The organism is Chryseobacterium sp. CT-SW4, from assembly GCF_048572715.1.
GTDB lineage: Bacteria > Bacteroidota > Bacteroidia > Flavobacteriales > Weeksellaceae > Chryseobacterium.
In genome coordinates, this window is the sequence record NZ_CP183840.1 from 1,979,495 (window position 1) to 2,004,539 (window position 25,045).

A 25,045-nucleotide genomic window follows, 5' to 3' on the forward strand; every position below is an offset into this window, starting at 1 on the left:
AATTAAACGCAAAAATCATTCCTTTTTATGAAATTTGAAAAGAAATCTTTAAAATTTTTAGAAAAATACTTAAATACTTCATCTCCAACAGGTTACGAACATAAAGGTCAAAAAATCTGGATGGACTATATCAAACCTTATGTAGATACTATTGAAATAGACCATTATGGAACCTGCTACGGGATCATTAACCCGGAAGCAGATTTCAAAGTTGTGATTGAAGCCCATGCCGATGAAATTTCATGGTACGTTAATTATATTACGGATGACGGACTCATTTACGTAATCAGAAACGGCGGCTCGGATCAGACCATTGCCCCTTCAAAAGTGGTACATATTCATGGTGAAAACGGCATCGTTAAAGGAGTTTTCGGATGGCCAGCCATCCATACGAGAAGCAACCAGAACGAACCTACTCCTAAAATCGAAAATATATTTATAGACTGCGGAGCCACTTCCAAGGAAGAAGTTGAGAAACTGGGAATTTATGTAGGGTGTATGATTACCTATCCCGATGAGTTCTTTGAAATGAATGACCGTTACTTTGTGTGCCGTGCTTTAGACAACCGAATCGGAGGTTTCATGATCGCGGAAGTGGCCAGGCTGCTTAAGGAAAACAAAAAAACACTGCCTTTCGGATTGTATATTACCAATTCCGTTCAGGAAGAAGTAGGATTATACGGTGCTGATATGGTAGCAGATACCATTAAACCTAACATCGCCATTGTTACCGACGTTACCCATGACACTTCAACTCCGATGATCGAAAAGAAAAAAGAAGGCGACCAAAAATGCGGAAACGGACCCGTGGTGTTCTTCGCCCCCAGCATTCATCATAACATTCGTGAACTCATTATTGATACGGCAAAATCTAAAAAAATTCCGTTTCAAAGGGCTGCTTCCAGCAGGGCAACCGGTACTGATACGGATGCATTCGCCCATTCCAACGGCGGTGTGCCAAGTGCATTAATTTCTTTACCTTTGCGCTATATGCATACAACAGTGGAAATGGTAGCCAAGGAAGATGTAGGAAATGTAATCAAGCTGATCTACGAAACCCTTCTCAAGATTACCCCGGAAATGAAACTGAAATATCATTAACAGATGTAGAAGGCAGGATTAAAATTTTCTGCTCTCAATTCTGATTTTAAATATCTAATATATAAAAATGAAAACTAAGCTTATTGCTCCTTCCCTTTTATCGGCAGACTTTGGGAATCTGCAAAGAGATATTGAAATGCTGAACCGCTCTCAGGCTGACTGGTTCCATATTGATGTAATGGATGGCAGATTTGTTCCGAATATTTCATTTGGATTTCCTGTAATGAAAACAGTTCAGCAACATGCTAAAAAATTTGTGGATGTTCACTTAATGATTGTAGAGCCTGAAAAATATGTTGAGGAATTTATCAATCACGGTGCAGATCTCGTTTCCGTTCATTATGAGGCCTGTACCCATCTTCACAGAACCATCCATCATATACAGAGCAAAGGATCCAAAGCCGGTGTGGTCCTTAATCCCTCCACTCCTGTTCTTATGCTTGAAGATATTATTGCTGATGTGGATCTGGTTTTACTAATGAGTGTAAATCCAGGATTCGGAGGACAAAAGTTTATTGAAAATACGTATAAAAAAATCGCTGAAACAAAAGACCTTATCCTAAGTAATAATTCTACCGCCCTGATAGAAGTGGACGGAGGGGTAAACCTGGATAATGCCGCTAAGCTTTTTGAAGCCGGAGCCGATGTTTTAGTTGCCGGGAATGCAGTCTTTTCTTCAGACAATCCGGAAAGGACTATCGAACTTTTAAAGATTTAAATATTATTTGATATAAAAAGAGAAAAGGCAGCTAACGCTGCCTTTTCTCTTTTGTAAAATTTGAATTTATAATGGTTATTAGCCTTGTAAGATTAAAAATATCCATTGTTCTAATACGGTGTAAAGATGGTCATAATTCATTATCTATACAATCCGTAAAAACACGGAATTTTTAATGGAGTAATGAGCCATAAAATATTTAATGATGTCGTTATCCCAGAGAAAAACCCTTATCAATAGAGATAAAGGTGTAATTTTCCCATTTTTATTATTTATAACGCTATTCTTTCATAAAATTCTGAACTGACTTTACAACTGATATTTTGCCGCCGATAGAACACAGGCAAATGGAACAATCCAACAGAAAAAATAGTAGTTTATAAATGTAAGTCACACCTTAGTAAAGAAAGGTATAAACTAAAATATACATCCCATTATCCCAATAAAAAAAACCGGAAAATAATTCCGGTTTTTTTTATGTTGAATAAGATCTTTATTAAAAAATCTCTCTTCCTGAAAAATGGAATTGAGCTTCAATAAGTGCATTTTCGTCAGAGTCTGAACCATGAACAGCATTCTCCCCTACACTTCTTGCAAACATTTTTCTGATAGTTCCTTCAGCAGCTTCAGCAGGATTAGTAGCACCAATTAGTTTTCTAAAGTCTTCTACTGCATTTTGTTTTTCTAAAACAGCAGCTACAATAGGTCCTGAACTCATAAATTCAACTAATTCTCCATAGAATGGTCTTTCAGCGTGTACTTCATAGAACTTTTTGGCATCAGCAACTGTAAGCTGAGTAAGCTTCATCGCCTTAATCTTGAATCCAGCTTCTGCAATCTTTCCTAATATAGCACCAATATGTCCGTCTGCAACAGCATCCGGCTTAATCATGGTAAATGTAATGTTAGACATAAATCGTATATTTTTTTAATGGTGCAAAATTACAAAAAAATTTTTTCTCCCCAATTTTAATTTTTTTTTAACACAAAATAACTTTTATTAAGAATTGCCAGACCAATCTTTGGCACAGTAATTGTTTATTCTATTCCGATTCTCATGTTTAATTTGAGTTTTCATGGTTATTAGTTTTTACCCAGCTTCGGCTGGGTTTTTTATTGATCGACATCTACGCAGATTTCAATGCTAAGCTAACCCCCTATATAATTCACACCCATAAGAAATAGTGTTTAATAAAAATAAACACTTACCATTTTTAAATTCGCAATTTTTTACAATTATTTTTGGAAATTTTCATCCGACTCATCCATTAGTTTTATATAGGTAGAGTATCGGGAATATTGTATGTCACCTGTTTCTAAAGACGCTATTACGGCACATTTCGGTTCATTAATATGCAGACAGTTATGAAATTTACATTCTTCTCTCTTTTTAAAGATTTCAGGAAAATAATGCTGAACTTCTTCTTTTTCGATATCAATCATGGCAAATTCTCTTACCCCTGGTGTATCAATGACGTTTCCTCCGAAATTCCAAAAATACATCTGGGCAAAAGTGGTGGTATGCTTCCCTTTAAGATGGGTTTCCGAAATTTCTGAGGTCTTCAGATTAAGATCGGGCTGCAAGGCATTCACCAAAGTAGATTTTCCACATCCGGAATGTCCGAAAAAAACAGAGGTTTTATCTTTAAGAATCGTTTCCAGGCTTTCAAGATTAAGTTTGGAATAAGAAGAAATTTCCAAAGTCTCGTACCCTATCTCCCGGTATAGAAATTCTATATCTTTTATTACTTCTTTTTCTTCATCATCCAGAACATCCATTTTATTGAAAAGAATAAGTGGAGTGATATTATAGGCTTCACAGCAGGCCAGGAACCTATCCAGGAATCCTAATGATGTTTCAGGAAATTTAAGTGTAAAGATAAAGCACGCCAGGTCAATATTGGAGGCAATAATATGTGCTTCTTTTGAAAGGTTCACAGATTTTCTGATCAGATAATTCTTGCGGGGCTCGATTTTGGTGATCCAAGCAATATCATCTTTTTCTAATTGAAATTCCACAAAATCTCCTACGGCAAGCGGATTGGTAAGCCGGGTTTTTATCAGCTTGAATTTTCCCCTGATCCTGGCTTCAAAAATTTTTCCGGTTTCCATTTCTAAAACCTGATACCAGCTTCCGGTAGATTTAATGATTTTTCCTTTCATATATAGGTGCAAATATAAGAATTTAGGGCTTAGGTTACAGATCCGAAAATTTAATAGTTTTCTTCCCTGCTACCTAAGCCCTATTATTCATAAACTTCAAGTTTTTATCTGTCGATCATAATGCTATTCTGAACTTCAATGGATTCTTCATGGATTGCCTTGAATACTTTTTCAATAAACTCCTGAGACATTCCTGTTTCTTTTGCTTTCTGAACGGCATATTCGGTAATCACTTTCCAACGTTCCGGCTGGAAAATAGCTATATCATTTTCTTTTTTAAGTTTTCCGATCTTTTCAGAAATTTTCATCCTTTGGGATAAGAGCTCTATCAATTGGAAGTCAATATCAGAGATCAATGTTCTGTGTCTCCCCATTTCACTGTCAAAACCTGCAAGTCCGGAATTTCTGACTTTTAGGTTACTGATCATTTCTCCCAGCACTTCCGGCGTGATCTGCTGGGCAGCATCGCTCCATGCTTCATCGGGGTTACAGTGTGATTCTATAATCGCTCCCTGATATCCAACGTTCAGCGCTTCCTGCGTAACATCAGCCAAACCGGTTCTGTTTCCACAGATATGCGATGGGTCAATCAGCATCGGAATGTTTGGGAACTGGCTTTTGAAATCCAATGCTATCTGCCAGTTGGGATTATTTCTGTATTTGGTTTTCTGATAAGTGGAAAATCCTCTATGAATTACTCCAAGGTTTTTGATGTCCTGTCCTAGTAGTCTTTCTAATGCTCCGATCCATAATGCTAAGTCCGGATTGACAGGATTTTTAACAATAACAGGTTTGTTGGTTCCTCTTAATGCCAACGCGATTTCCTGTACGGTAAACGGATTTACCGTGGAACGTGCTCCAATCCAAAGAACATCCACGTCTGCTTCCAAAGCCGCAAAAACATGATGAGCATTGGCTACTTCCGTTGCGGTTTTAAATCCATATTCTTCTTTTACTTTCTTTAACCAGTTGAGCCCGATTACTCCTACTCCTTCAAATCCATTAGGTTTTGTTCGGGGCTTCCAGATTCCTGCACGGAAAATAGACACGGGGGCATTTGATTCTTTTATCCTTTTGGCGGTCTCCAGCATCTGAGCTTCACTTTCTGCACTACAAGGCCCTGCGATCATCAATGGTTGTGAAAACTCATTGATCCAATCGTTCTTCAAATCTTTTAAATTCATATCATTAATTATTTGTATTCTTTTTAATTTTTTTCACATCAATAGTTCTTTCATTATAAAATTTACTTTATAATTCTTTTCAAAAAATGCCGTTTAAAATCTTAATGGGTTCAGGAAATGGTAAGAGAGATTATTATTCCTGTTATTTTTTGAGAAAGAAATTCAGCTAGCAATACCAATAAAATCGGTAATAGGTTCTGAAATTTCTATGATAGGTTCTAAAAAAGCTAAAATAACCGCCTATAAAATAAGCAGCCATAAAACCAAAATGGTTTCTAAAAAAAGACGTGTATGGGTTTATTTGTTTTTCCACTTTTATACCCGGTGTCTACCGGAGCTGATAGCTTTTTCCATTTTAATTTTCTGTTTTTCCCAGAAAATATTTTACAAATATAGAGAAATTTATGACATATCAAACTTCATTAAGTCATCTAAATCTTTCAAGAGCGGATTTTTTTCTATAAACTTTTCGAAAATCTTCTTTTTGGTAACAACTTCTATCTTCAGATTAGCATGATCTTTTTTGTATTCAAATTCTATGGCATAGTTATTTACCTTTCTTTTGAAATGGTTAAAAAAGTCCCCGCTTATTTTATCAAATTCCACTTTGGCCGAGTCTGAAGGATATAGAACCCTTACGATATTTTCTTCTGCTTTTACCAGTTTAAAGGCTTTAATTGCATTATATACAAAAGGATCTTTGGACTGGAGCTGTTTTAGTAGCAGGTTCCATTCCATCTGCAAATCAGTGTCTGTAAAATGGTTTTTAGGGAGATTTTCGTTTTTAGTTGCTATCGTTTCTTCGTCTTCTTCCTTTTCTTCTTTATTAAGAAACGAGTGTATACTGAATCCTGAAGCTACATTTTGTTTTTGCAGTGGCTTGGATGTTTTTTTGATAAGGATCTCCTGAGGAGCCTCTTCTATACTCGGAGATTTCTCTTTTATTTGTTTTGTTTCCGGTAATGGAGCTGAAGTTTTTATTTCCACCTTTTCATGAAGAAAGGGGGCTAATATTATAAACTTTTTTTTTTATTAGAATCTTGGTTAGCTGTTAAAGATGCCAGCTGCATTAGGGCTATCTCTACCGTAAGCCTTGGGTTTTTTGAATTTTTATAGTTGATATCCGCATGGTTGGCAATCTCAATGGCATCTATGAGCTGCTGAGCATTCCATTGCTGAGCCTGTTCTACAAATTTAGATTTTGTTTTTTCCCCTACTTCTATGAGATCAATGGTAGAAGGGTTCTGTGCCATCATCAGATCTCTGAAATGGTTTCCTAATCCTGCAATGAAAATGTGGGGATCAAATCCTTTTCTCACAATTTCATTAAAAGCGAAAAGCACTTCCGGAATTTTATTTTCTTTGGCGAGGTCTACAATATTAAGATACTGATCGTAATCCAGTATATTAAGAACTTCGGCAGCTTTAGCCAGCGTAATATTCTTTTGGGAAAATGTAGAGAGTCTGTCAAAAATAGAAAGGGCATCTCTTAAGGCTCCATCTGCTTTTTGGGCAATAAGGTAAAGAGCGTCATCTTCATATTGGATGCTTTCTTTTTCTGCAATTTTCCTCAGATGTCCCTGAATATCCTCAATAGTGATTCTTTTAAAATCATAAATCTGACAACGGGATAAAATGGTAGGAATAATTTTATGCTTTTCGGTAGTCGCCAGGATGAAAATAGCATGAGCAGGCGGCTCTTCCAGCGTTTTCAGAAAGGCATTGAAAGCAGCGGAAGAAAGCATATGCACCTCGTCGATAATATAGACTTTATATTTTCCTACCTGCGGCGCAAAGCGGACCTGATCGATAAGTTCCCGGATATCATCTACGGAGTTATTGGATGCAGCATCGAGTTCATAGATGTTGTATGCAAATCCATCTTCTGAAACGGAACCGTCTTTTTCATTGATTTTTCTCGCAAGGATTCTGGCGCAGGTCGTTTTCCCTACTCCACGCGGCCCGCAAAACAACAAGGCCTGAGCGAGTTGGTTTTCACCAATAGCATGTTCTAAAGTATCTGTAATATGAGATTGCCCAACAACAGTGTCAAATTCCTGAGGTCGATATTTTCTTGCAGATACTATAAAATTTTCCATTGGTCAAAAATAAGAAATATAGTTTTAATTTAAAAATTTCAGTTTTCAAAAGTTTGTTTATATCTCTTATACAACTTCCTTTTCTTTATCAGAAATCTTTCCGGAAAATATATACCGAAACCGGGAAGAAATCTACCTCCAAGACATGAAGCGATGCAGAGGCAGTTTCTACGGACTCAATACAAGCTTACTACAGGAGTAAGTTTTCCGATATGTAACGGATATGGATATTTTTTAATTTTATATTATTTATTTTTGATAGACACAATCAATAATTTCTTTCATTGCACCTTCTATTTCAGCTCTTCCTTCATCACTTTTCATATCCAACCCACAGAAATTACTTCCATTGGTAGCGGTATGAATATTTAAATAATAAGCTCCTGAAATAAGCAATGCCATAATAGCTCTGAATCTTTTGGCTTTTTCTTCCCCAAAGTAGGGATCGGTAATGTTTTTAAACATCAAATCGCCCATTTCTTCTCTTTCGTCTGCAAGCTTCCTAAGGATCGGTTTATTTTCTGAAAGCTCCCAAAGAATAATCTTCTGAAGTTCTTTATTTTTCTTAAGGCTTTCGAACTGGTTTACCAGTGCCAACTTAGACAGTTCTTGCCCGCCGTCTGTTATCTCTGTCTCTACTCCACCACCGGCGATCTGGCTCCAGTAATCCTGAGATTTTATATATTCATCTATAAGCTTATCTGTACTTCCAAAATATTCGTAAATCAATTTTTTATCAAAACCGGCAACAGCTGCGATTTTACTTACTTTTAAGCCTGAATAACCTTTTGTTCTTAAAATTTTACCTACAGCTCCCAGTAGTTTTAGTTTTGTTTTTTCTTTATCCCTTATAGGACCTTGTACAACTTTTCTAGGCATGTTATTATTTTTTTGCAATACGCAATTTATTATTTATGTCTTCAAATGCATTTAGTGTTTTATCCAAATGCTCTTTTTCATGGGTCGCCATGACTGCCATTCTGATCCGGGCATCTTTCCTTGCGACAGCCGGATACAGGATAGGATTGGTGTAAACGCCTCTTTCTATTAGTAGCTTTCCTACGTCTCCTGTTACATTCGGGTCCCCTATTTTTACTGGAACGATGGCTGAGCATGTGTTCCCTGTATCCAATCCCAACTCATTCAACCCTTTTTTAAAATAGGTAATATTATCCCATAACTTTGTGCGCCATTGCGGCTCTTCATCAATTAATTCAATAGCTTTGATTATACCCATTATAGAGGGAGGTGCTGTGGCTGAAAATATCTGCTGACGAGACTGAAATCTAATGAAAGCCGCCAACTTTTTATCTGTAATCACATATCCTCCTACATTTCCAAATGTTTTACTGAATGTTCCGGTAATAATATCTACTTTATCCAGCATGTCCGCTTCTTCCAATGCTCCTCTACCTGTTTCTCCAAGTATTCCTACACCGTGAGCGTCATCTACCATTAAAAATGCATTATATTTCTTTGCTAATTTATAAATTTCTTTTAACGGGGAAACATCCCCATCCTGAGAATAAATACCATCAATTATAATAAGCTTGGTACGAAATCTATCCTCAGATGTCTTCAAAATATGTTCCAAAGCGTCTAAATTATTATGAGGAAATGTTTTTGTATTGGTAAAAGCACATCCTTCATATACGCTTGCATGCACCGCCATATCGATAATTGCAATATCTTCTTTTTGTAAAAGAATCTGCAGTGTAGCACTGTTGGCCGTATATCCTGTAGTAAATATCACGGCTTCTTCCTGAGTTCTTCCAAAAAATGAAGATATTTTTTTCTCCAGGTCATCATGAAATACAAAGTGTCCTCCGATAAGCGGGGAAGCACCTGCTCCTGTTCCGTATTTCTGAATTCCTTCTATAGCGGCCTGTTTTATTTTAGGATGCTGTGTAAATCCGAGATAATCATTGGACACAAAACTTACATATTTTTTTTGTGCATTATTGATATCTACGTTCATTACAGAGCTGCACCCTGAATTGTTCTTCAAACGATAGTTCATATGTCCGTTTGAACTCATAAAATTCAAAAAGTCATAAAAAATATCTGCTCTTTGGGATATTGTATATCCCGGGATATTCTCAAAATCCTTAAATGTTGCTGTTGCAAAGTCAATATTCATCCTTAATTTCTTAGTGGTTTAAGTAACAAATATATGACTATTTCACCCGGATAGGTTTTATATTCAATTTAAAATTTATTATGCATACAATACATCCATCTATATCAGCTATAAAAACAATATTTCGTAAAGTTAAATCAATCCCTACTTACATTCAAAAATTTATAGAAAATTTTCATTGCTTTTTTTTCATAAGCTTCTTTTAATGAAATAAGCATCGCCGTACGGGTCATATTTTTACCCTGTATGGGGATCGTCATTAAGTCATCTTTTTCTGTAACGGTGGTCCGGGCCAAAATGGTATACCAGTTTCCACTTTTCACCAATTCAAGAAGAGTGAGGATATCATTGATCTCAATTAATAGGTTGGGCTTTAATCCGTTTTCTTTAAAGGCTTCCGTAACAAATTTGGTGGTACTGTAACCTTTGGTGGGCATTGCTAAGGGCAGATGGGTAATTTCTTTCAGTGAGATTTCTTTTTTTCCTGCCCAATCCGACTCTTTAGCTGTTACCAACGTCATCGGAGAGGTAAAAAGCGGGACATAATTAAAGACTTCTTCCTTGGTTCCTTCTGCAAAAGTGAGTGCAAAATCAAGCTCCAGATGATTCAGCTTCTCCATCAGCTCTGAGGTGGTACCAAAAATCATATTGGTTTTCACTCCCGGATATTCTTTTGAAAAATTAATGAATGCAGGGATCAATGTGGAACGGAGCCCATAGGTAACACCTATGTTGAGAACACCGGTTTTTAATTCTTTCAAATCCTGTAATGCTAAAAATCCTTCCTGGGATTTCAATAAGCTTTTCTCTGCATAGTCTGAAAAAAGCTGACCTGCTTCCGTAAGTACAATCCTTTTCCCGATCCTATTGAACAAAGGAATCCCCAACTCTTCTTCCAACTGTTTGATCTGCTGGGAAAGGGTACTCTGGCTAATATATAAATGATTAGCAGCTTCCGTAAAGTTAAGTAAGTCTTTGGCTTTGAGAAAATACCGAAGTTGTCTGAGCTCCATTATTGCTGATCCGTTGATGACTCCTGCAAAGGTAAGAATTGATCATAAAAATTCAAATATCAAAAATGATATTTATACAAATTATAATGAATTTAAATGCTTTTTATTAAAATATAAATTATTTTGGTTAGATTTTTGAAGTTAATATTACAATTAAACTAACAACCATTTAAAAGCTCTATGTTACTATGATTTTTGAAGATGAACCTCATTCTATTTTGCAGGACTTGCACAACCGTTCTTATATAACCCAGGCGATTCAATTTAACGGGAGTCATTCTTTCATTCTTAATTCTTTAGAAAAAATAAAGAACTGTACAGCATGTGAAGTAAAAAAAACTACCATTGAAAGGTATATTACAGAATATACCCTTCATATGGATAAGCTTATTGAAAATCCACAGGCTTCCCCCGATTCTCTCTCCTCTCCTGCCTATGCTTATTATAAAGTACTTAAAGAGCATGAATATCTGAAGAAACTCATCACTCTTCTGAATGAATAGTTAATGGTTAAGTAACAGCCTTTCTTCTTCAAGGTCTATTTTTAATAAATGTCTTCGTATGATATCTTCATCAAAGTCTTTGTTCTTATGGTTCTGCTCTAAAAGCCATACCCGCTGCTCATTTAAAATATCCAGATAAACTGTTTTAACATCTGAGGATATTTTTACTTCGGGCTCCTCTTCTATTTTTGTTTTCCATTTTTCATGGACCTGCTGTAAAAAAGAGCTTCTTTCATACACACTGTTATGGTTATCCATAATATACTGAATGGTATGTCTGGCCATTTCCCTTCTAATCTGCTCTTCCACTTCTTCTTCGGATAGATAATCATCATAGGCCGGCAGATTGACTTTTCTGATCATGTAAGGCAAGGTTAATCCCTGAACCACTAAAGTGGTTAATATCACAATAAAGGTAATAAATAAGATAAGGTTTCTCTGTGGAAAATCCGGACCTCCTTCATATAAATGCGTAGGAATTGAAAGCGCAGCAGCAAGGGAAACCACACCTCTCATCCCCGTCCATCCTAATACAAGCGGGGTTCTTAATCCGGGGTTGCGGGTATCTGCCACATTTATATAATTCCGGGCAATAAGAGTTACCACTACTGCTCCATAAGCGGAAAGAATCCTCACACCTACCAGCACTGCCGTAATAAGCAGTCCATATCCGATAGCATCTGTAAGGCTTACTCCCTCCAGTCCGGATGTAATCTCAGGAAGATCTAATCCGATCAATAAAAATACAAGCCCATTAAGAACAAATACGAGACTTTCCCATACATTTACCCCTCTGAGACGTGATGAAGTACTTAAAAAACGATGCCTGTTATTGGAAAGCAACAACCCTCCACTCACTACCGCCAATACTCCGGAACTATGAACTTCTTCAGCAGCTATATACATTACATACGGAGCTACAATGGTAAGAACCGTATCCATATTGGCATCGGTAGGCAATATCTTCTGCCCTTTCATAAACAGCCAGGCTATTAACAAACCAATACCTACTCCTCCAATTACCATCCATGAGAAACTCAACGCCGCCTCATACCAGATAAATTGTCCGGTAGCCACCGCAATAAGTGCAAATCGAAGTATAATAAGGGAAGACGCATCATTCAGCAAACTTTCCCCTTCCAAAATAGAAGACATCCTTTTGGGAACTTTTACGAATTTAAGAATGGCACTGGCGCTCACTGCATCCGGAGGTGAAACAATCCCTCCCAACAAAAATCCTAAAGCCAGAGAAAATCCGGGAATAAAATAGTTAGCCACAAAAGCGACCGTAATTGCCGTCAGGAAAACCACCACAAAAGCAAAACTACCTATAATCCTCCTCCATTTCCAGAGTTCTTTCCAGGATATGGCCCAGGCTGCTTCATACAGCAATGGCGGCAAAAAAATAACGAATATAAGCTCAGGATCTATATGCATTCTGGGGGTCCCCGGAATAAAGCTGATCAGGAGTCCTGCAACAACCAATAAGACAGGGTATGCAACCTTTATTTTATTGGCTAGCATCACTAACAGTACAATGGTGACTATCAATGATAAATAAAATGGGAAATCTTCTATCATTTGTGTATAAGTATTTAACTGATACAATTATAATAAATAAGTTGGTTTTTTTCCAAAAATATTGGGAATTATTCTGGGAAAAGTAGATTTATTATTATAAAATATTAGAATATACCTTCCTTACAATTTATTTTTTTTTAAGGATATTGTTAATTTTCAATTAAATATTATTGTTTATAGATGGCATACTACCTCCGGACAAAGTCCTGTTACCAGACATTGATAATTTTTTAGGACTTCCTACTATTGTACCCGCACCATATTTTGAAAAGAAGATGTTATTGGAAATAATATTATATCCTTTATTTTCGGAAATACAATGAATGGGAGCTGCGATCTCTCCTCCTGTTATTACTATTCCTCTACTATTTTCAATGTAAATTGGTTTTTCAAAAAAATGACATCCATTGAATGTGAATCCATTATTAACATTAAAAGCAAAGAGAGAATAACTTAAATTATGATTAACCGTACAAGTAGACAAAGAACCATGAGTGTCATTATTAGCATTTATTCCTGTAACAACAATTCCGACACTATTCGCATTAAAATGATTGACTGCACCAAAATTATTTCCTCCTTCAACCCAGACTCCAACCTGGTTATAATTAAACGAATTATTTGAAAACTGATGATATTCCGACCTGGTTCCCAGGTATAACCCCATAAAATTATTATAAAAAACAGAATTTGTAATTTTCATGCTACGATTATGATTACCACTCTGGGTATTGAATAATTTCACTCCACAACCTGTAAAATTTCTAAACACGCATCTGTTAATAAATATGTCTTTAGCATATCCCGTTAGATTAACAGCATTCTGATTACCCAGCCCTGCCAGAACTTTAACATCAGATGCTTGTATTGTAGTCGGTTTTTTTAAGGTTAAACCTTCAAAAATAATATCTTCAAAAGTAATATTTTCTTTTGTTCCATCTAACGTAATCAAATCGCCTGTTCCATTATATTTTATCACTGTTTTTCCTTTCACTCCTTTGACGATTGTTCCATTAGGAATATTTAAAGAATTTGAAATTTCATATGTTTTTGCTCTTAATAATACAGTATCTCCATTAAGTATTGCACTTTGCAAATCTGATTCATATCCTTTATTCACTTCTTTTAAAAAGCTAATATATTCTGATGCTCCTGTAGAAGTTACCTCATCCACTATAAAGGAATCAATCACAAAAGTATCTCCAAAATTATTAGCCGCAGCCATACCTATGACCAGATGAGTAGAGGATGCTGAATTTATAGGTGTAATTGAAAAAGGATAGGTAAGGTATTCTGATGTACCTTTAATTACTGAATAAACTGAGCTAGTTGTAGACGTTCCGAAAGATGTTCCAATATTAAGTTTTGAACCATTATTGGTAATTCTTTTTAAGGTCACTCTAAAATTCATTTTTACTCCTACAGCCATTCCTGATAAAGCCATCCTAATGCCTTGGTTTTGGCCGGCAGTAAATGTTAACATTAATTTTCCATTTTCAATATGGGGGATAACGGGATAGGTAGGATGTGGACTCCAACCTTTATTATCATCAAAATTATCATTAAAACGATATGTGACTGATTCCCCTATTATTCCCTTTTCTTTCAATATATTTTGCAGATGAGATTGATTAATTTCCGGAATAGGAGTTTTTATTTTCTTCGCAACACCGTTATAAAGAAAAATCTGCACAAAATTATCTTCTAAATCAGAAGCTGTTATATGAATAGGATTATTATTAAAATCCAAAAAATTCACATATGTTCCTTCTACTGTAACATCCCACTTCTCGTATAGCCCGTCCGGATATTCGGTAGGATTATAAGGAGTGGGATAACTTGGGGGTATAGCTTCCCCTTTTACCGCAGTCTGGTAAATCTTTAATTTGTTATCAATTTATATTTTACTGTAAGTATTTCCTTTTTTTTCATTCTTGTCAATTGTAGCTATATTGTCTGGCAATATGGAAGCATCTTTATGGATAAAACTGTCTATAAGATCTTCAAATTGATTTTCAGTAGGTCTTTTGCCTTCTTTAAAATATTCTTTTAATTCGGTAATATTTTTTTTCGACATAATTTGTGTTTTTATTTATAATATTTTAATATTCTTTCAAAAGAGAAGCAGCTTCCTGGCCTATCAAATTGTGTCCCAAAATATTAGGATGTAAATTATCACTTAATAAAAGAGAAGTATTAAGAACTGTTCCTTCTCCATTAATAGTAAGCACTTTCCTATAGTCTATATACCTCATATTACTATTTTTCACATAGTCAGAAAAATCAGCACAATACTGGAGTCTGTCTGCTCTAGGATGGAGAGTGATGAGAATAACTTCTGCCCCCACACCTTCCCATGCAGCTTTTAAAGTCTCAATATTAGAAATAGAATTTGAATAGTTGGTGTCATTGATTCCAAATCCGAAAATAACTTTCTTAGGCCTAAATAATGATAAATAAAAAGGATTGTCCCTTATAAAATCAGCTGTTGTATTTCCTCCTAAAGAAACAATACTTGTTAATGTTTTGCCAGCTATTCTGCCTGCCCACCTTTTACCCATGGAATCAGAATCCAATGTTCTTATAGTATCACCATTTACAATAGAATCCCCTAAAATCAAAACATCTGGTTCTGCCGGCAAATTACTCCCATAAAAAGCTTCTAAAACTGTAATTGCTCCTGAATAACAGGTAATACCAAATCTATCATATCCTGCACCGGTCGTTCCTCCAGAACCTTGGGTATCATATTCAAAAACATCTTCATATCCAGAGTTTTTAATGATATATTTTTCTTTCATACCATTTCTAACGTAGATGATCTCAGTTTCCCCTACTGTTGGATTAAATGACATTTTAAATGTTTTCAAGATAGTTGTGGGTACCACATTTCTATTGATAGCTTGATTAATTCTTACATTTTTATTTATAAAATCAAAAGTAACCGTATGGCCGGGAAGAGTATTCTTTTTATGATGATTAGTTAAAAGAACAACTCCTAAGGAAGTTAATTTGAACTTAAAACTAGATGAGAAACTATCAAGGTTTGAATATTGCTGATATTCCGCATAAGTATTTATCCCTGTTGAAGTAGAAACTAATCCTTCTGCTGTACTAGAAAATCCAGATAAAGTCCAATTATTGGTAGTTGTGGAGTTTCTAAAATTCTGATATACGATTTTACCTATTTTCCTTGATGTCACGGACTCAGAGTAAGCTATTTTTTTTTCAATATAATCAGGAATATATGCTATTCCCGAGGAAGGAATAAAATATATGTATTTTAGAGAAAATTCATATGCATAATTTAAAAGTGCAGATGGTAATATAGTACTGACATCTTCTCCAGGTGTGGCTTTAGATTTAAATTTATATCCAGAACTAGAATTAGGTTTATATCTGTATGTTCCGGTACTAGATTCTTTTGTATTTACTGCCAAATAATCTCCAATCTGTAAATCAAATACCGATACGTCAAATGATTTATCAGTAGCCATATTTATGCTATCAATCTGAATATAATTAGCGCCAATTAGTCTATATTGAATTAAGTAAAATCCATTCGTATTGGTAATATTGCTATTGGTAAAAACTATAGTTTTAAGATTAATTTCGGGGGAGGTTATTTTTTTAATGAAAACTAAATTGGAAGAGGCATTCGCTCCTACGGAGCCATCTGTAAAAGTATTATCTGTAATTTCCGTTCTCTCTCCTATACCTAATCCAAAAGTTTTCAGATAATCGTCCGTAGCCTTCATAGTAGAAGTATTCACCTCATCCGTAGCATCAAATATATTTTCTATAGGCAAAGCAGGTTTAGGAGTCTTTACCAAACTGGCAACTCCATTAGTAACCCTTATGATAATTTCCAGGTAAGTATTAAAATCATCCACAGTTATTTCAGGAAGAGAAATATCATTTATTACATATACTCCGGCTTCACTGGGATGAAAAGTATAGCTTCCCGTTACAGGAAAAGCATAACCTTTTGGCAATTCTCCCAAATAAGCTGTCCCAGCTACAGTAGTCAACTTACTTTCAATCTGATCTTTTGTATAAGTACTTCCTAAATAGGACAAATCAGGTGTATCAATGGTTGCTACATTTTCCGGTAATGGTGCATCCTGATGTATAAAGCTGTCTATAAGATCTCCAAATTGATTTTCCGTAGGTCTTTTTCCTGCTTTAAAATATTCTTTTAATTCTGTAATTGCTTTTTTTGCCATAATTCTTATAGTAAGTCTTTATAAGGAACAAAGCAGACAATAGTATCGTAATAATCCTGTCCGGTCCCCGGATCAGAATCATTACTTCCAGGGTTCAATTTCAGCTTAGTGTACGTAATGAATATCCCATCAGCCAGACGATCCTCCCATATCTGCGGTTCTTTAACTACATCCACATTATTAAAGGAGTAAATAATAATATCTTTTTTTACAGTAAAAGTATCTCCGTCATTCGAAGTACTTATAAGCAGATTTTTCCGTTGTTTAAAACCTCCTATGGCTATGGCTGTATTTTCAGTTTTAGAATGCACGGCAATCCACTTGTTGAAATTATTAAGCTTTTTGACAGAAGACATTGTCCCTGGAACATTTGCTAATATAGTATGACCGGCTCCAAATGTAATCCCATGATCTGATGATATATGACCCCTTACAACGCCCTCACGGGTTCTGAAATAATAGACTAAGTTTCCCGCTTTATTAGTATAAAAGCCACCTTCTACACTCATAGGTGTTGTGCTTATAATTTCTACTCCTCCATCAGCCCATGTATTTCCTCCATCTGTTGATTTTAATAAACGACCGTGATAGGTTGATGATGTATCTCCTCCATTTCCGGAAATCAAAACAGAAAATGGATAAAATAATACACCATTGTGAAGATAAGGAGATCTTGATGCCTGTACCACATAGCCCCCATTATTATAAAGCTCTGTTTCATTTCCCCATGTCAGACCCTGATCGGTAGAGGATCTCATGCATATGGAAGCTTTTAAAGGTGAAACCGAAATTTTCTTTTCATAAATACAGTGTAAAGTAGAACCAACGTAATATAAAACGGGAGCCTGATTAGCTCTTCCTGTAAGAGGCAAAACAGAATAATCTTCCCAGGTGTACCCATTATTTAGAGAGCTTTTTATTCTTACCACAGACGGATCACTATCATTTTCAATCACCCCGGTAAAAGATGAAAAAATATTTAGAAGCGTTCCGTTACTTAATCTAAACAAAGATGCCCCATCATTCCTAGTTCTACCTTCTGTAGAAATCTGAGAGACCTGAGTATAAAGTGGAATATTTACTTTTTTATTTAAATAATCTTCAATTGCAGTATTAACTTTACCTTTAATCGGGACAATTTGCCCTTCTTCAATAGCTTTAAAGGCAACAATAAAATCGGTTCTATTAACTCCCAATGTATAATTGGCTGCTGTGGTTTGTGTAAAATAGGTACTATATCCCTCCGGGCTGGCAAATAAAAACCCAAACATTCCCGAATTGGAGGACATACGCACTCCATATTTTTCATTGGGTTTGAGAACTTTCATTTCTTCACTGGCAATATAAACTACATGGTAGCCTATAGAATCAATAATATGTTCTTCATAAGTTATCCTCGTAGCAGCAGTACCTGATACAGCAAATTTCTCAAATATTATTCTACCCGCCTTAACTATGTAAATGGTAAATGCCGTATATTTTTTATTTTCCGTTCTAACTGCTAAATCATTAAACAGCCAGCAGTAATTAGTAGTCGTGGGAATTGTACTATAGGGAGCAGCTGTAGCCCTCGACGGATCTTTCTCAATTAAATAGTTAGTTGTAATTTCAGATACATTGTTCCCAAACAAATACAGATCCGTACTTTTCATAGTGGCAGGATTCACATTATCCACCGGGTCAAACACATTCTTTACAGACAACTGTGCCTTGGGAACTTTTACAAGATTAGGCAGTCCATTAGTTACTCTGATGATAATCTCAGAATAATTGCTAAAATCATCATCAGTAATCTCAGAAAGAGATACACCATTAATAATATATATACCCGTTTCATTCGGATGAAAAGTATAGCTTCCTGTAGTGGGAAAAGAGAAACTTTTGGGTAATTCTCCCAAATAAGAACTTCCGGAAACGTTCGTTAACTTTTCCTCTATTTGCTCCTTCGTATAAGTATTTCCCGCCAAAGATAAATCTGGCTTATCTACGGTGGCTACATTTTCCGGTAGTATAAGAGCGTCCAAATGAATATAACTATCTATAAAGTCTCCAAATTGTCCTTCAGTAGGTCTTTTTCCTGCCTTAAAATACTCTTTTAATTCTGTGATGGATTTTTTTGCCATTTTGAATGGTTTTAATTAGTTAGGTCGTACAATAAAAGTTCCCTGTAAGATCATTCCATCCAGTCCGTTAGATGAAATCCCTCCTATATCCGTCCAGGTGTTTTCTCTATATAAGGTTAAAATTCTTTCTTCCGTACTAAACATGTTAGAAGTATTCTCCGCCACTACTTTGAAATGATGGTAACGGATATTACCTTCACTATCTGTTATTGATAGTGGATCCATATTTAATTTTTCCAATGGAAGAAAAAATTCATTGCCTGCCAGATCCAATGTACCCTTAAGAGTCCAATCTTCTGTGTTGGTTAAAGGGTCATTCTCGAAAAGATATAAGCCTGCCTTCGATATATCTTTATTATCGGTATTTATTCTTGCTATTTCCTTCCAATTACCCTGGTCACTAAGTTTATATAAATGATATTTACCTTTATAACAAACCTGTTCCCATGAAATTATTACCCAATTTAACACATCCGATACAATAGGTTCAGAATAATAACTTAAAACAGGAGTAGAAGGATTGTATGTTTCCACTAAAGTGGTTACTACTATTTTAGAAGCCTGAGAAGGGGCTTCTTCTACGATTACCTGTGAAACCGGAGGAGAAACATTATAATCTGTAATGGAATATTCTACTTTGCGGGATACCACAATCCTATAAAAAAGAAGATCTCCATAAGGCTTATTTTCCAAATCCTGGAGGTCATCTTCTATAACCCATGTATGATTGAGAGAATCAATTTCAATATCAGCAATATTAAAAGTCTTAATATGTTTCATACTTAGAATTGATTCCGCATCCAACTTATTAGCTGCTCGGTATATCAATATTTTATTAATATGCTGTACTTCAGGGTATGGGTTAACTTCAATTCTCACTCCTGCATTAATTCCTAAAGTAATATTTTCCACAACAGGCAAAAGACTCAATATTTTAGGTGCTTCGGCTGGATTGGTATTCACAAGTCGTATGGGGCCTAAAAAGGTACTAAATTCGCCCATTCTCATTTGATTTCCCAGTTCTCTTACTCCATAGAAATAGAAATTATCAGAACCCCCATCCAGAGTAAAATCCGTAAATAAGGTACTATGATTCGGAGACTCACTGTAAACAGCAGCCATAGGAGCCATATCAAAATCTGCATGATCAGAACTTAACAGATATCCGCTGACATCCCTTATATTTTGCTTTCGATTGGCAGGTCTATGTCCATCCTGATGGGTTAAATCCAATTTTTTAATATGCTGGTATATAACAGGCACTTCGGTAAGTGGTAAGAAACAATTTGATATTCTTTCTTTTATAAAATGGCCGAACCTGAGACTGCCGGATACATTGGGTATTTCCTTAATCAGTTCTTTATTAAAATCAATTTTTCCCCTATCACTTTCATCAATTATTGCTTCTCCTGGAATTAAGCCATAATGCAGATTATGATTTTTAATAAAATCATTTATTGCCTTAAAAAGTTCTTTATTATCAGGCTGTGGAAGCCTGTATTGTATATCTCCTGTATCTGGAAAAATTTCATAAGTTGTACTTGATATATTAGTTAGCATATCAAAGTCTACAAAATTCTTCCATCTGTTATTAAAGAAAACTTCCTCATCTCCTCCCAATTCCTTCAGTTTTGCTTTAATAAGCTCTATAGTTTCATGTTCATATAAAGCTGCTAATAAAAGCGCATTATGAGCTCTGAAAAACTGTACGGAATACGGCTTGTGACTATATTCGGTTATAAAGCTATACGTAGCTTTCCCAAATTGATCCGGCCGGGTAGCATACTTGGATCCTATAGGTTGTTTTGGTTGTTTTGGTTCAACTACCCTATGCGCAAACATTAACGCAGGGATACTGAATTTTGATTTATATTTATTTCCTTGTATATCCTGATTATCATTATCAACACTACGGAAACCAAAGATGGAATACCTCACATCTTCATCAGCCGAAGGTAAAATAGCATCTTCAATTAAATTATTAGCAACATTTTTATATAAATGTATTTTATAGGAAGGATAGTAATTTACCCAAATATCATTACCTATAACAGGGTCCGTTGCCGTTGCGGGGAATGCCTGTCCGTCTTCATGAAATATAGGATTATATTGATCATCTTCTTTAATTTTAAAATTTTCGTCATAAAAATAGATGATCAGATCATTATTCTCTCCTATATTTTCTGTTCTGATTATTTTAAAAATGGAACGCGAATCAATAAAAGAACCATTATTATAACTTTCATTCGTGAAAAGTCTTACAATACCATTAAACCAATCTACTGAATGAGAATCAGCGTAGTACTGGGAATGGTTATTTAATTGAAATCCCGGAAAAGTGATTTTATAAATACCCTGATGAACTTTAGGATAATCAGCTGGAAATGTAATTATATTGTCCTGACTATTCTGATATTGAGTAATTGTTTCAAAATGTTTATTTACGATAGCTTTTTTCCAAAAACCTCTGCTCTTTTCAAGATATCGCTGTGGTGAACCACTGGATTGTGGTATGTTAATGATTTCTCTATGTACATTCCAGTCAGTAGTGCCTATTTTAACCTTTAATGAATTGGGATTACTACTTCCCCACGCAGGCGTATTCTGTAAATTTTCTGTAGCACTGAATAATCCTTCATTAAAGATGTTTAACGATGGTAGGCTAAGATTGGACTGATCTATTACAGGGTTAGTTATTCCTGCCAGAATTGCCTCACTTGCAGCTTTTTTAAATACAGTAAAAGTGAGCCCATCTATATCCTGAATGATCTCATGAATAATATAACTGTCAGAATCCAATAAAAATATTCCTCCTATAAAATCACTGATTGTACTTCCTACCGGAATTTCAGATGTAAAGGTAGTTTGAGAAATAGATGGTTGTGGACTTGCTACTGTTGCTCCAGAGCTTGGCACATTATAATCTTTAGTTTTAATAATAGCTAAGAGTTGATTCGTGTCATGAGGAATTACCTGAAAAGCTTTTGCTGAAATTACCCTTGGAGGATAATCCCTGAAATAAATTTCTACCTCATCAGCAAATACTTCCTTACTATCAGGAAAAAGTGAGTCCGGATCATCAAGATATTCCTGATCCTGTACAGGAGAATCAAAAGGGATAATATATCCTATTTCGTCCTGATAGATGTGGTAATCAAAAGTAAGCCTTACCAGTGTTTTATCATCATCTGTTATATTCTGTATGCGGTTCTGTTCATTTTGAGAGGTAAAGGTTAACGGATATTCTTTTTGAATATTAAAAGCAGTTACCCCGGAAGGTGGCAATAATTTATTATAGGGTTTGATTTCTGTTTCAACAGATAATTCAGTCTGCCCCAGCTGGGCTCTTGAAAACCAGTTTATACCATAGCCTTTATAAAAATATTTTCCACTTTTTTCCTGCTTATGCATATAAAGCGGAGCATACGTATCCGGAATCTGAATAGGAAGAGTTTCATAAGAATCCGGCGAACTATCTATATTCAGATATTGGGTATCGTGAGAGAGTTCCGGTTTTTTCCATACAAAATCATCTGTTTGCCCCGGTTCTATTAACCTGTATTCTAATCCAGCATATACCGGACTGGTAAACGATGAAGCATCAAAAGGATACGCTGAAGAAAAAAATGTCGGATTAACTTCATATTCAGGAATCTGATGGTTATAAATACTTATATATCGATATTTTCCGTCTTGAGAATATCCTTCATTATTATATAGGTTGGTTGAATTGCTTCCCCCAATCCCTTTCTCAAGACTCAAAAGATCAACAGGCAAACTAAGTCTTTCAATTTGACTTGATACCGGTAATGACATGGATAAAAGCTGGAATGTTTTCTCATGCAATGCTATATCCAGATTTTTATTGGTATAATATTCTGCTATATAAATAAACTCATCATGCATAGTATCCCGACCAATATCCAGATATCCCAATCCCAACATCCTTGCTATATGATAATCTAATGCAGCTATATTAAGAATTTCCAAATTTGATATCTCAGTTGCTCCCGGTTCAGGAGGATCTGTAGACAATGTAACATATGAACCTGTATCTTCCGGTGAAAAATTGAAATCAATAGTTTCGTTAGCTTTTGGATTAGGTTGCTGATCACTTAGCTCTATATACCGTCTAATAACGGTAACTATGTCTCTATCCAAAGGACCTTGAGGCTGATGCTCCCATTTGGCTTTATAATTATCAGTATTTACATAAGCATTGTCATTATAACGGAGCCATGATCCATTTACAGGATTACTTCCGGGTATAGGATCTAATCTTTCAAAAGCTTCAGCACTATTATCGGTTAATCCAAAATTTCCTATTAATTCCCATGCCTGATCCTGATTCCTACTACTGATAAAATCAGAATAAAATTCTATATTAACCGAAGAAGCCCAACAGTTCTCTGTCCGGAAACGTATTGTTTTACCATTCTCGGCATTAAAATAATTATCTTTTATATCATTCTGATCGTATCGTTTACGATAAGTGAGATATTGCTGATTAATCGTATTATTATTTTCAGATACGGAAAGACATTCAAGCTCAAGATATGGATCATCACCATTATAAGTAAGATTGATATGCGCCGCAAATAGAAGATCTGTTTTACAATGTACTTCTATAAGACTGCTACCATAACTTTCAACAAATTTGAGAGGTTCAACAAGAGGGTTGATATTTTGTCTTACCTGGCTATATACTTCTTTATTCCTGAAATAAACATAAATGATCCTGGTATTATTATTAAACTTGTATACCCACAACTTCTGCGTATCATCTATCAACTGGGGTGGTATTGAGAAATCCAGTTTAAATACCGATTTTATATAAGGTGTTCTATATATTTTTACAAAATCTTCCGGCTTATTATAATTTACTGTATTATTGGCCAAGTTCCCTTTGGGCAAATGGTTCTCCCCTAGCTGGCCTCCAAAGTTCCATCGTAAATAAACTCCTCTTGGGCTGTCAATTCCTGAAGAACCTGCTGCCTGAAGGTAAAAACCAGGGGTTTGTAAGCCCGAATTATCATTAAAATCAATAGATATTCCTCCGGAATTACAAACATTTTCGTTATTATAAAAAACATCTTCGACAGTAAGATCCAGAACAGGTTTTGTATAATTTAAATCCTCAAAATTATGGTTTGAATTAGTGGCGAGATACTCAAAAAAATTGGATTCTATCTTAGTTGTGGGTAGTGACTTACAATTATCAATGCTATTTTCTATATATCCGGAATAAAATACATTATATTGATCATATCCGGTAATTACCAGATGATTATCCATAACCTGATCGATGGCAAAAGACATTACATCCATTTTCTTTGTCCATTCATGGGCAAAGCTATAATCGGATTTAGTTATTTCTTTATTCTGATTATAGATATAAAAAGCATCAGGACCAAAAATAAACCGGGTTTTCAATCCAATGTAGCTGTCATAAGAAATACCCATTTGATCTCCTTCAATAATTACTATGGGTTTATTATTCCAGGTTCCCGATAAATAAACATTATTATTACGAGAATAGATTCCGTCTAAGGGTAAATAAGTAGAGCCGTCAAATAAAGTGGTCTGTTTTGAAGTAATTGTATCTAGTGTTAACTCTGTTTTTAAATAAGTTCCGATAGTTTCCCCATTAGCAGACTCATTTCCACAAATATAGACCTCACTATTATGTACGAGTAAACCATTGATCTCCAGAATACTATTTGTATTGTTAACAATTCCTCTTTTTTTAAGAGCAATTCCGTTTTTATTCAGAGATAAAACTCCACTGGTCTGGGTATTGCTGTCAAAATATCCAAGAAACAGGTTTTCATTGAGATAGGAATCGAGAAATATTTTATTTTCTTCTGTATTGATGTCTGGAAAAGTTTTGCACCAAACTACACTTCCGTTTGCACTTATTCTGAGTAAAACAGGTGCTTTGGTAAGCAGATGTCCCAATATAATATAATCACCATCAAAACTGATGATCTTTTTAAATACAATACCTATTCCCTGATAGGAATAAGTTTTATTCCATTGTAAAATTCCATTCTGATCTAGCACGGTAATCAAGCCGGCACCTAGTAATTCTCCTACCTGAAATACATGATCCGTACCTTCTCCCTTATGAGAAAAATAAACCTGCGCTCTGGGTGTATTATAATTATGATATTTAAAAAAACTCATTGTTTCTG

The 25,045-nt window shown here is 35.3% G+C and carries 17 protein-coding genes; 3 read left to right on the forward strand and 14 right to left on the reverse strand.

Annotation, left to right across the window (positions count from 1 at the left end):
• The first annotated feature begins 27 nt into the window (after nucleotides 1–27).
• Nucleotides 28–1,101 carry a chryseobasin maturation metalloprotease ChrP gene (chrP, locus tag ABJ974_RS08975; protein WP_419867906.1) on the forward strand — a complete coding sequence of 358 codons (1,074 nt, stop codon included), beginning with the start codon at nucleotides 28–30 and terminating at the stop codon, nucleotides 1,099–1,101.
• Nucleotides 1,102–1,168: 67 nt separating this feature from the next.
• Complete coding sequence (gene rpe, locus ABJ974_RS08980; RefSeq protein WP_419867907.1) at nucleotides 1,169–1,819, forward strand: ribulose-phosphate 3-epimerase; 651 nt, start codon at nucleotides 1,169–1,171, stop codon at nucleotides 1,817–1,819.
• 496 nt (nucleotides 1,820–2,315) lie between these two features.
• On the opposite strand, the gene ABJ974_RS08985 is transcribed toward rpe, so the two are convergent.
• The 8 genes from ABJ974_RS08985 to ABJ974_RS09020 all read right to left on the reverse strand — a co-directional run bounded on the left by ABJ974_RS08985 (nucleotide 2,316) and on the right by ABJ974_RS09020 (nucleotide 10,418).
• Entirely contained in the window at nucleotides 2,316–2,732 is a 417-nt protein-coding gene (locus tag ABJ974_RS08985) for a nucleoside-diphosphate kinase (protein WP_419867908.1), read from the reverse strand.
• A 323-nt stretch (nucleotides 2,733–3,055) separates the two neighbouring features.
• The gene (gene rsgA / locus ABJ974_RS08990) at nucleotides 3,056–3,982 is read right to left on the reverse strand and encodes a ribosome small subunit-dependent GTPase A (protein WP_419867909.1); all 927 of its coding nucleotides are present in this window, start codon (nucleotides 3,980–3,982) and stop codon (nucleotides 3,056–3,058) included.
• A 104-nt stretch (nucleotides 3,983–4,086) separates the two neighbouring features.
• A complete protein-coding gene (locus tag ABJ974_RS08995) occupies nucleotides 4,087–5,166 on the reverse strand; it encodes a chorismate mutase (protein ID WP_419867910.1) in 1,080 nt (359 codons plus the stop codon).
• 402 nt (nucleotides 5,167–5,568) lie between these two features.
• The gene (locus ABJ974_RS09000) at nucleotides 5,569–6,153 is read right to left on the reverse strand and encodes a hypothetical protein (RefSeq protein ID WP_419867911.1); all 585 of its coding nucleotides are present in this window, start codon (nucleotides 6,151–6,153) and stop codon (nucleotides 5,569–5,571) included.
• A gap of 26 nt (nucleotides 6,154–6,179) precedes the next feature.
• Nucleotides 6,180–7,265 (reverse strand): DNA polymerase III subunit gamma/tau, encoded by a 1,086-nt coding sequence (dnaX, locus tag ABJ974_RS09005; protein WP_419867912.1) that lies wholly within the window; start codon nucleotides 7,263–7,265, stop codon nucleotides 6,180–6,182.
• 249 nt (nucleotides 7,266–7,514) lie between these two features.
• Nucleotides 7,515–8,144: a TetR/AcrR family transcriptional regulator gene (locus ABJ974_RS09010; protein ID WP_419867913.1), complete on the reverse strand. Its 630-nt coding sequence runs from the start codon at nucleotides 8,142–8,144 to the stop codon at nucleotides 7,515–7,517.
• Between the two features lie 4 nt (nucleotides 8,145–8,148).
• Nucleotides 8,149–9,405: an aminotransferase class I/II-fold pyridoxal phosphate-dependent enzyme gene (locus ABJ974_RS09015; RefSeq protein WP_419867914.1), complete on the reverse strand. Its 1,257-nt coding sequence runs from the start codon at nucleotides 9,403–9,405 to the stop codon at nucleotides 8,149–8,151.
• Nucleotides 9,406–9,542: 137 nt separating this feature from the next.
• A complete protein-coding gene (locus ABJ974_RS09020) occupies nucleotides 9,543–10,418 on the reverse strand; it encodes a LysR substrate-binding domain-containing protein (RefSeq protein ID WP_419867915.1) in 876 nt (291 codons plus the stop codon).
• Between the two features lie 188 nt (nucleotides 10,419–10,606).
• On the opposite strand from ABJ974_RS09020, the gene ABJ974_RS09025 reads away from it, so the two are divergent.
• The gene (locus tag ABJ974_RS09025) at nucleotides 10,607–10,921 is read left to right on the forward strand and encodes a hypothetical protein (protein WP_419867916.1); all 315 of its coding nucleotides are present in this window, start codon (nucleotides 10,607–10,609) and stop codon (nucleotides 10,919–10,921) included.
• Here ABJ974_RS09025 and ABJ974_RS09030 read toward each other — a convergent pair whose 3' ends face one another.
• From ABJ974_RS09030 to ABJ974_RS09055, 6 genes are all read right to left on the reverse strand, one after another.
• Nucleotides 10,922–12,502, reverse strand: coding sequence for a Na+/H+ antiporter (locus ABJ974_RS09030; RefSeq protein WP_419867917.1), 1,581 nt, complete (start codon nucleotides 12,500–12,502; stop codon nucleotides 10,922–10,924).
• A gap of 160 nt (nucleotides 12,503–12,662) precedes the next feature.
• Entirely contained in the window at nucleotides 12,663–14,261 is a 1,599-nt protein-coding gene (locus tag ABJ974_RS09035) for a right-handed parallel beta-helix repeat-containing protein (RefSeq protein ID WP_419867918.1), read from the reverse strand.
• Between the two features lie 138 nt (nucleotides 14,262–14,399).
• Entirely contained in the window at nucleotides 14,400–14,579 is a 180-nt protein-coding gene (locus tag ABJ974_RS09040; RefSeq protein WP_419867919.1) for a hypothetical protein, read from the reverse strand.
• 25 nt (nucleotides 14,580–14,604) lie between these two features.
• Nucleotides 14,605–16,728, reverse strand: a complete 2,124-nt coding sequence (locus ABJ974_RS09045) for an SGNH/GDSL hydrolase family protein (protein WP_419867920.1) — start codon at nucleotides 16,726–16,728, stop codon at nucleotides 14,605–14,607.
• A 5-nt stretch (nucleotides 16,729–16,733) separates the two neighbouring features.
• Nucleotides 16,734–18,851: an exo-alpha-sialidase gene (locus tag ABJ974_RS09050; protein WP_419867921.1), complete on the reverse strand. Its 2,118-nt coding sequence runs from the start codon at nucleotides 18,849–18,851 to the stop codon at nucleotides 16,734–16,736.
• Between the two features lie 15 nt (nucleotides 18,852–18,866).
• The gene (locus tag ABJ974_RS09055; RefSeq protein ID WP_419867922.1) at nucleotides 18,867–25,037 is read right to left on the reverse strand and encodes a hypothetical protein; all 6,171 of its coding nucleotides are present in this window, start codon (nucleotides 25,035–25,037) and stop codon (nucleotides 18,867–18,869) included.
• Between the last annotated feature and the right edge of the window lie 8 nt (nucleotides 25,038–25,045).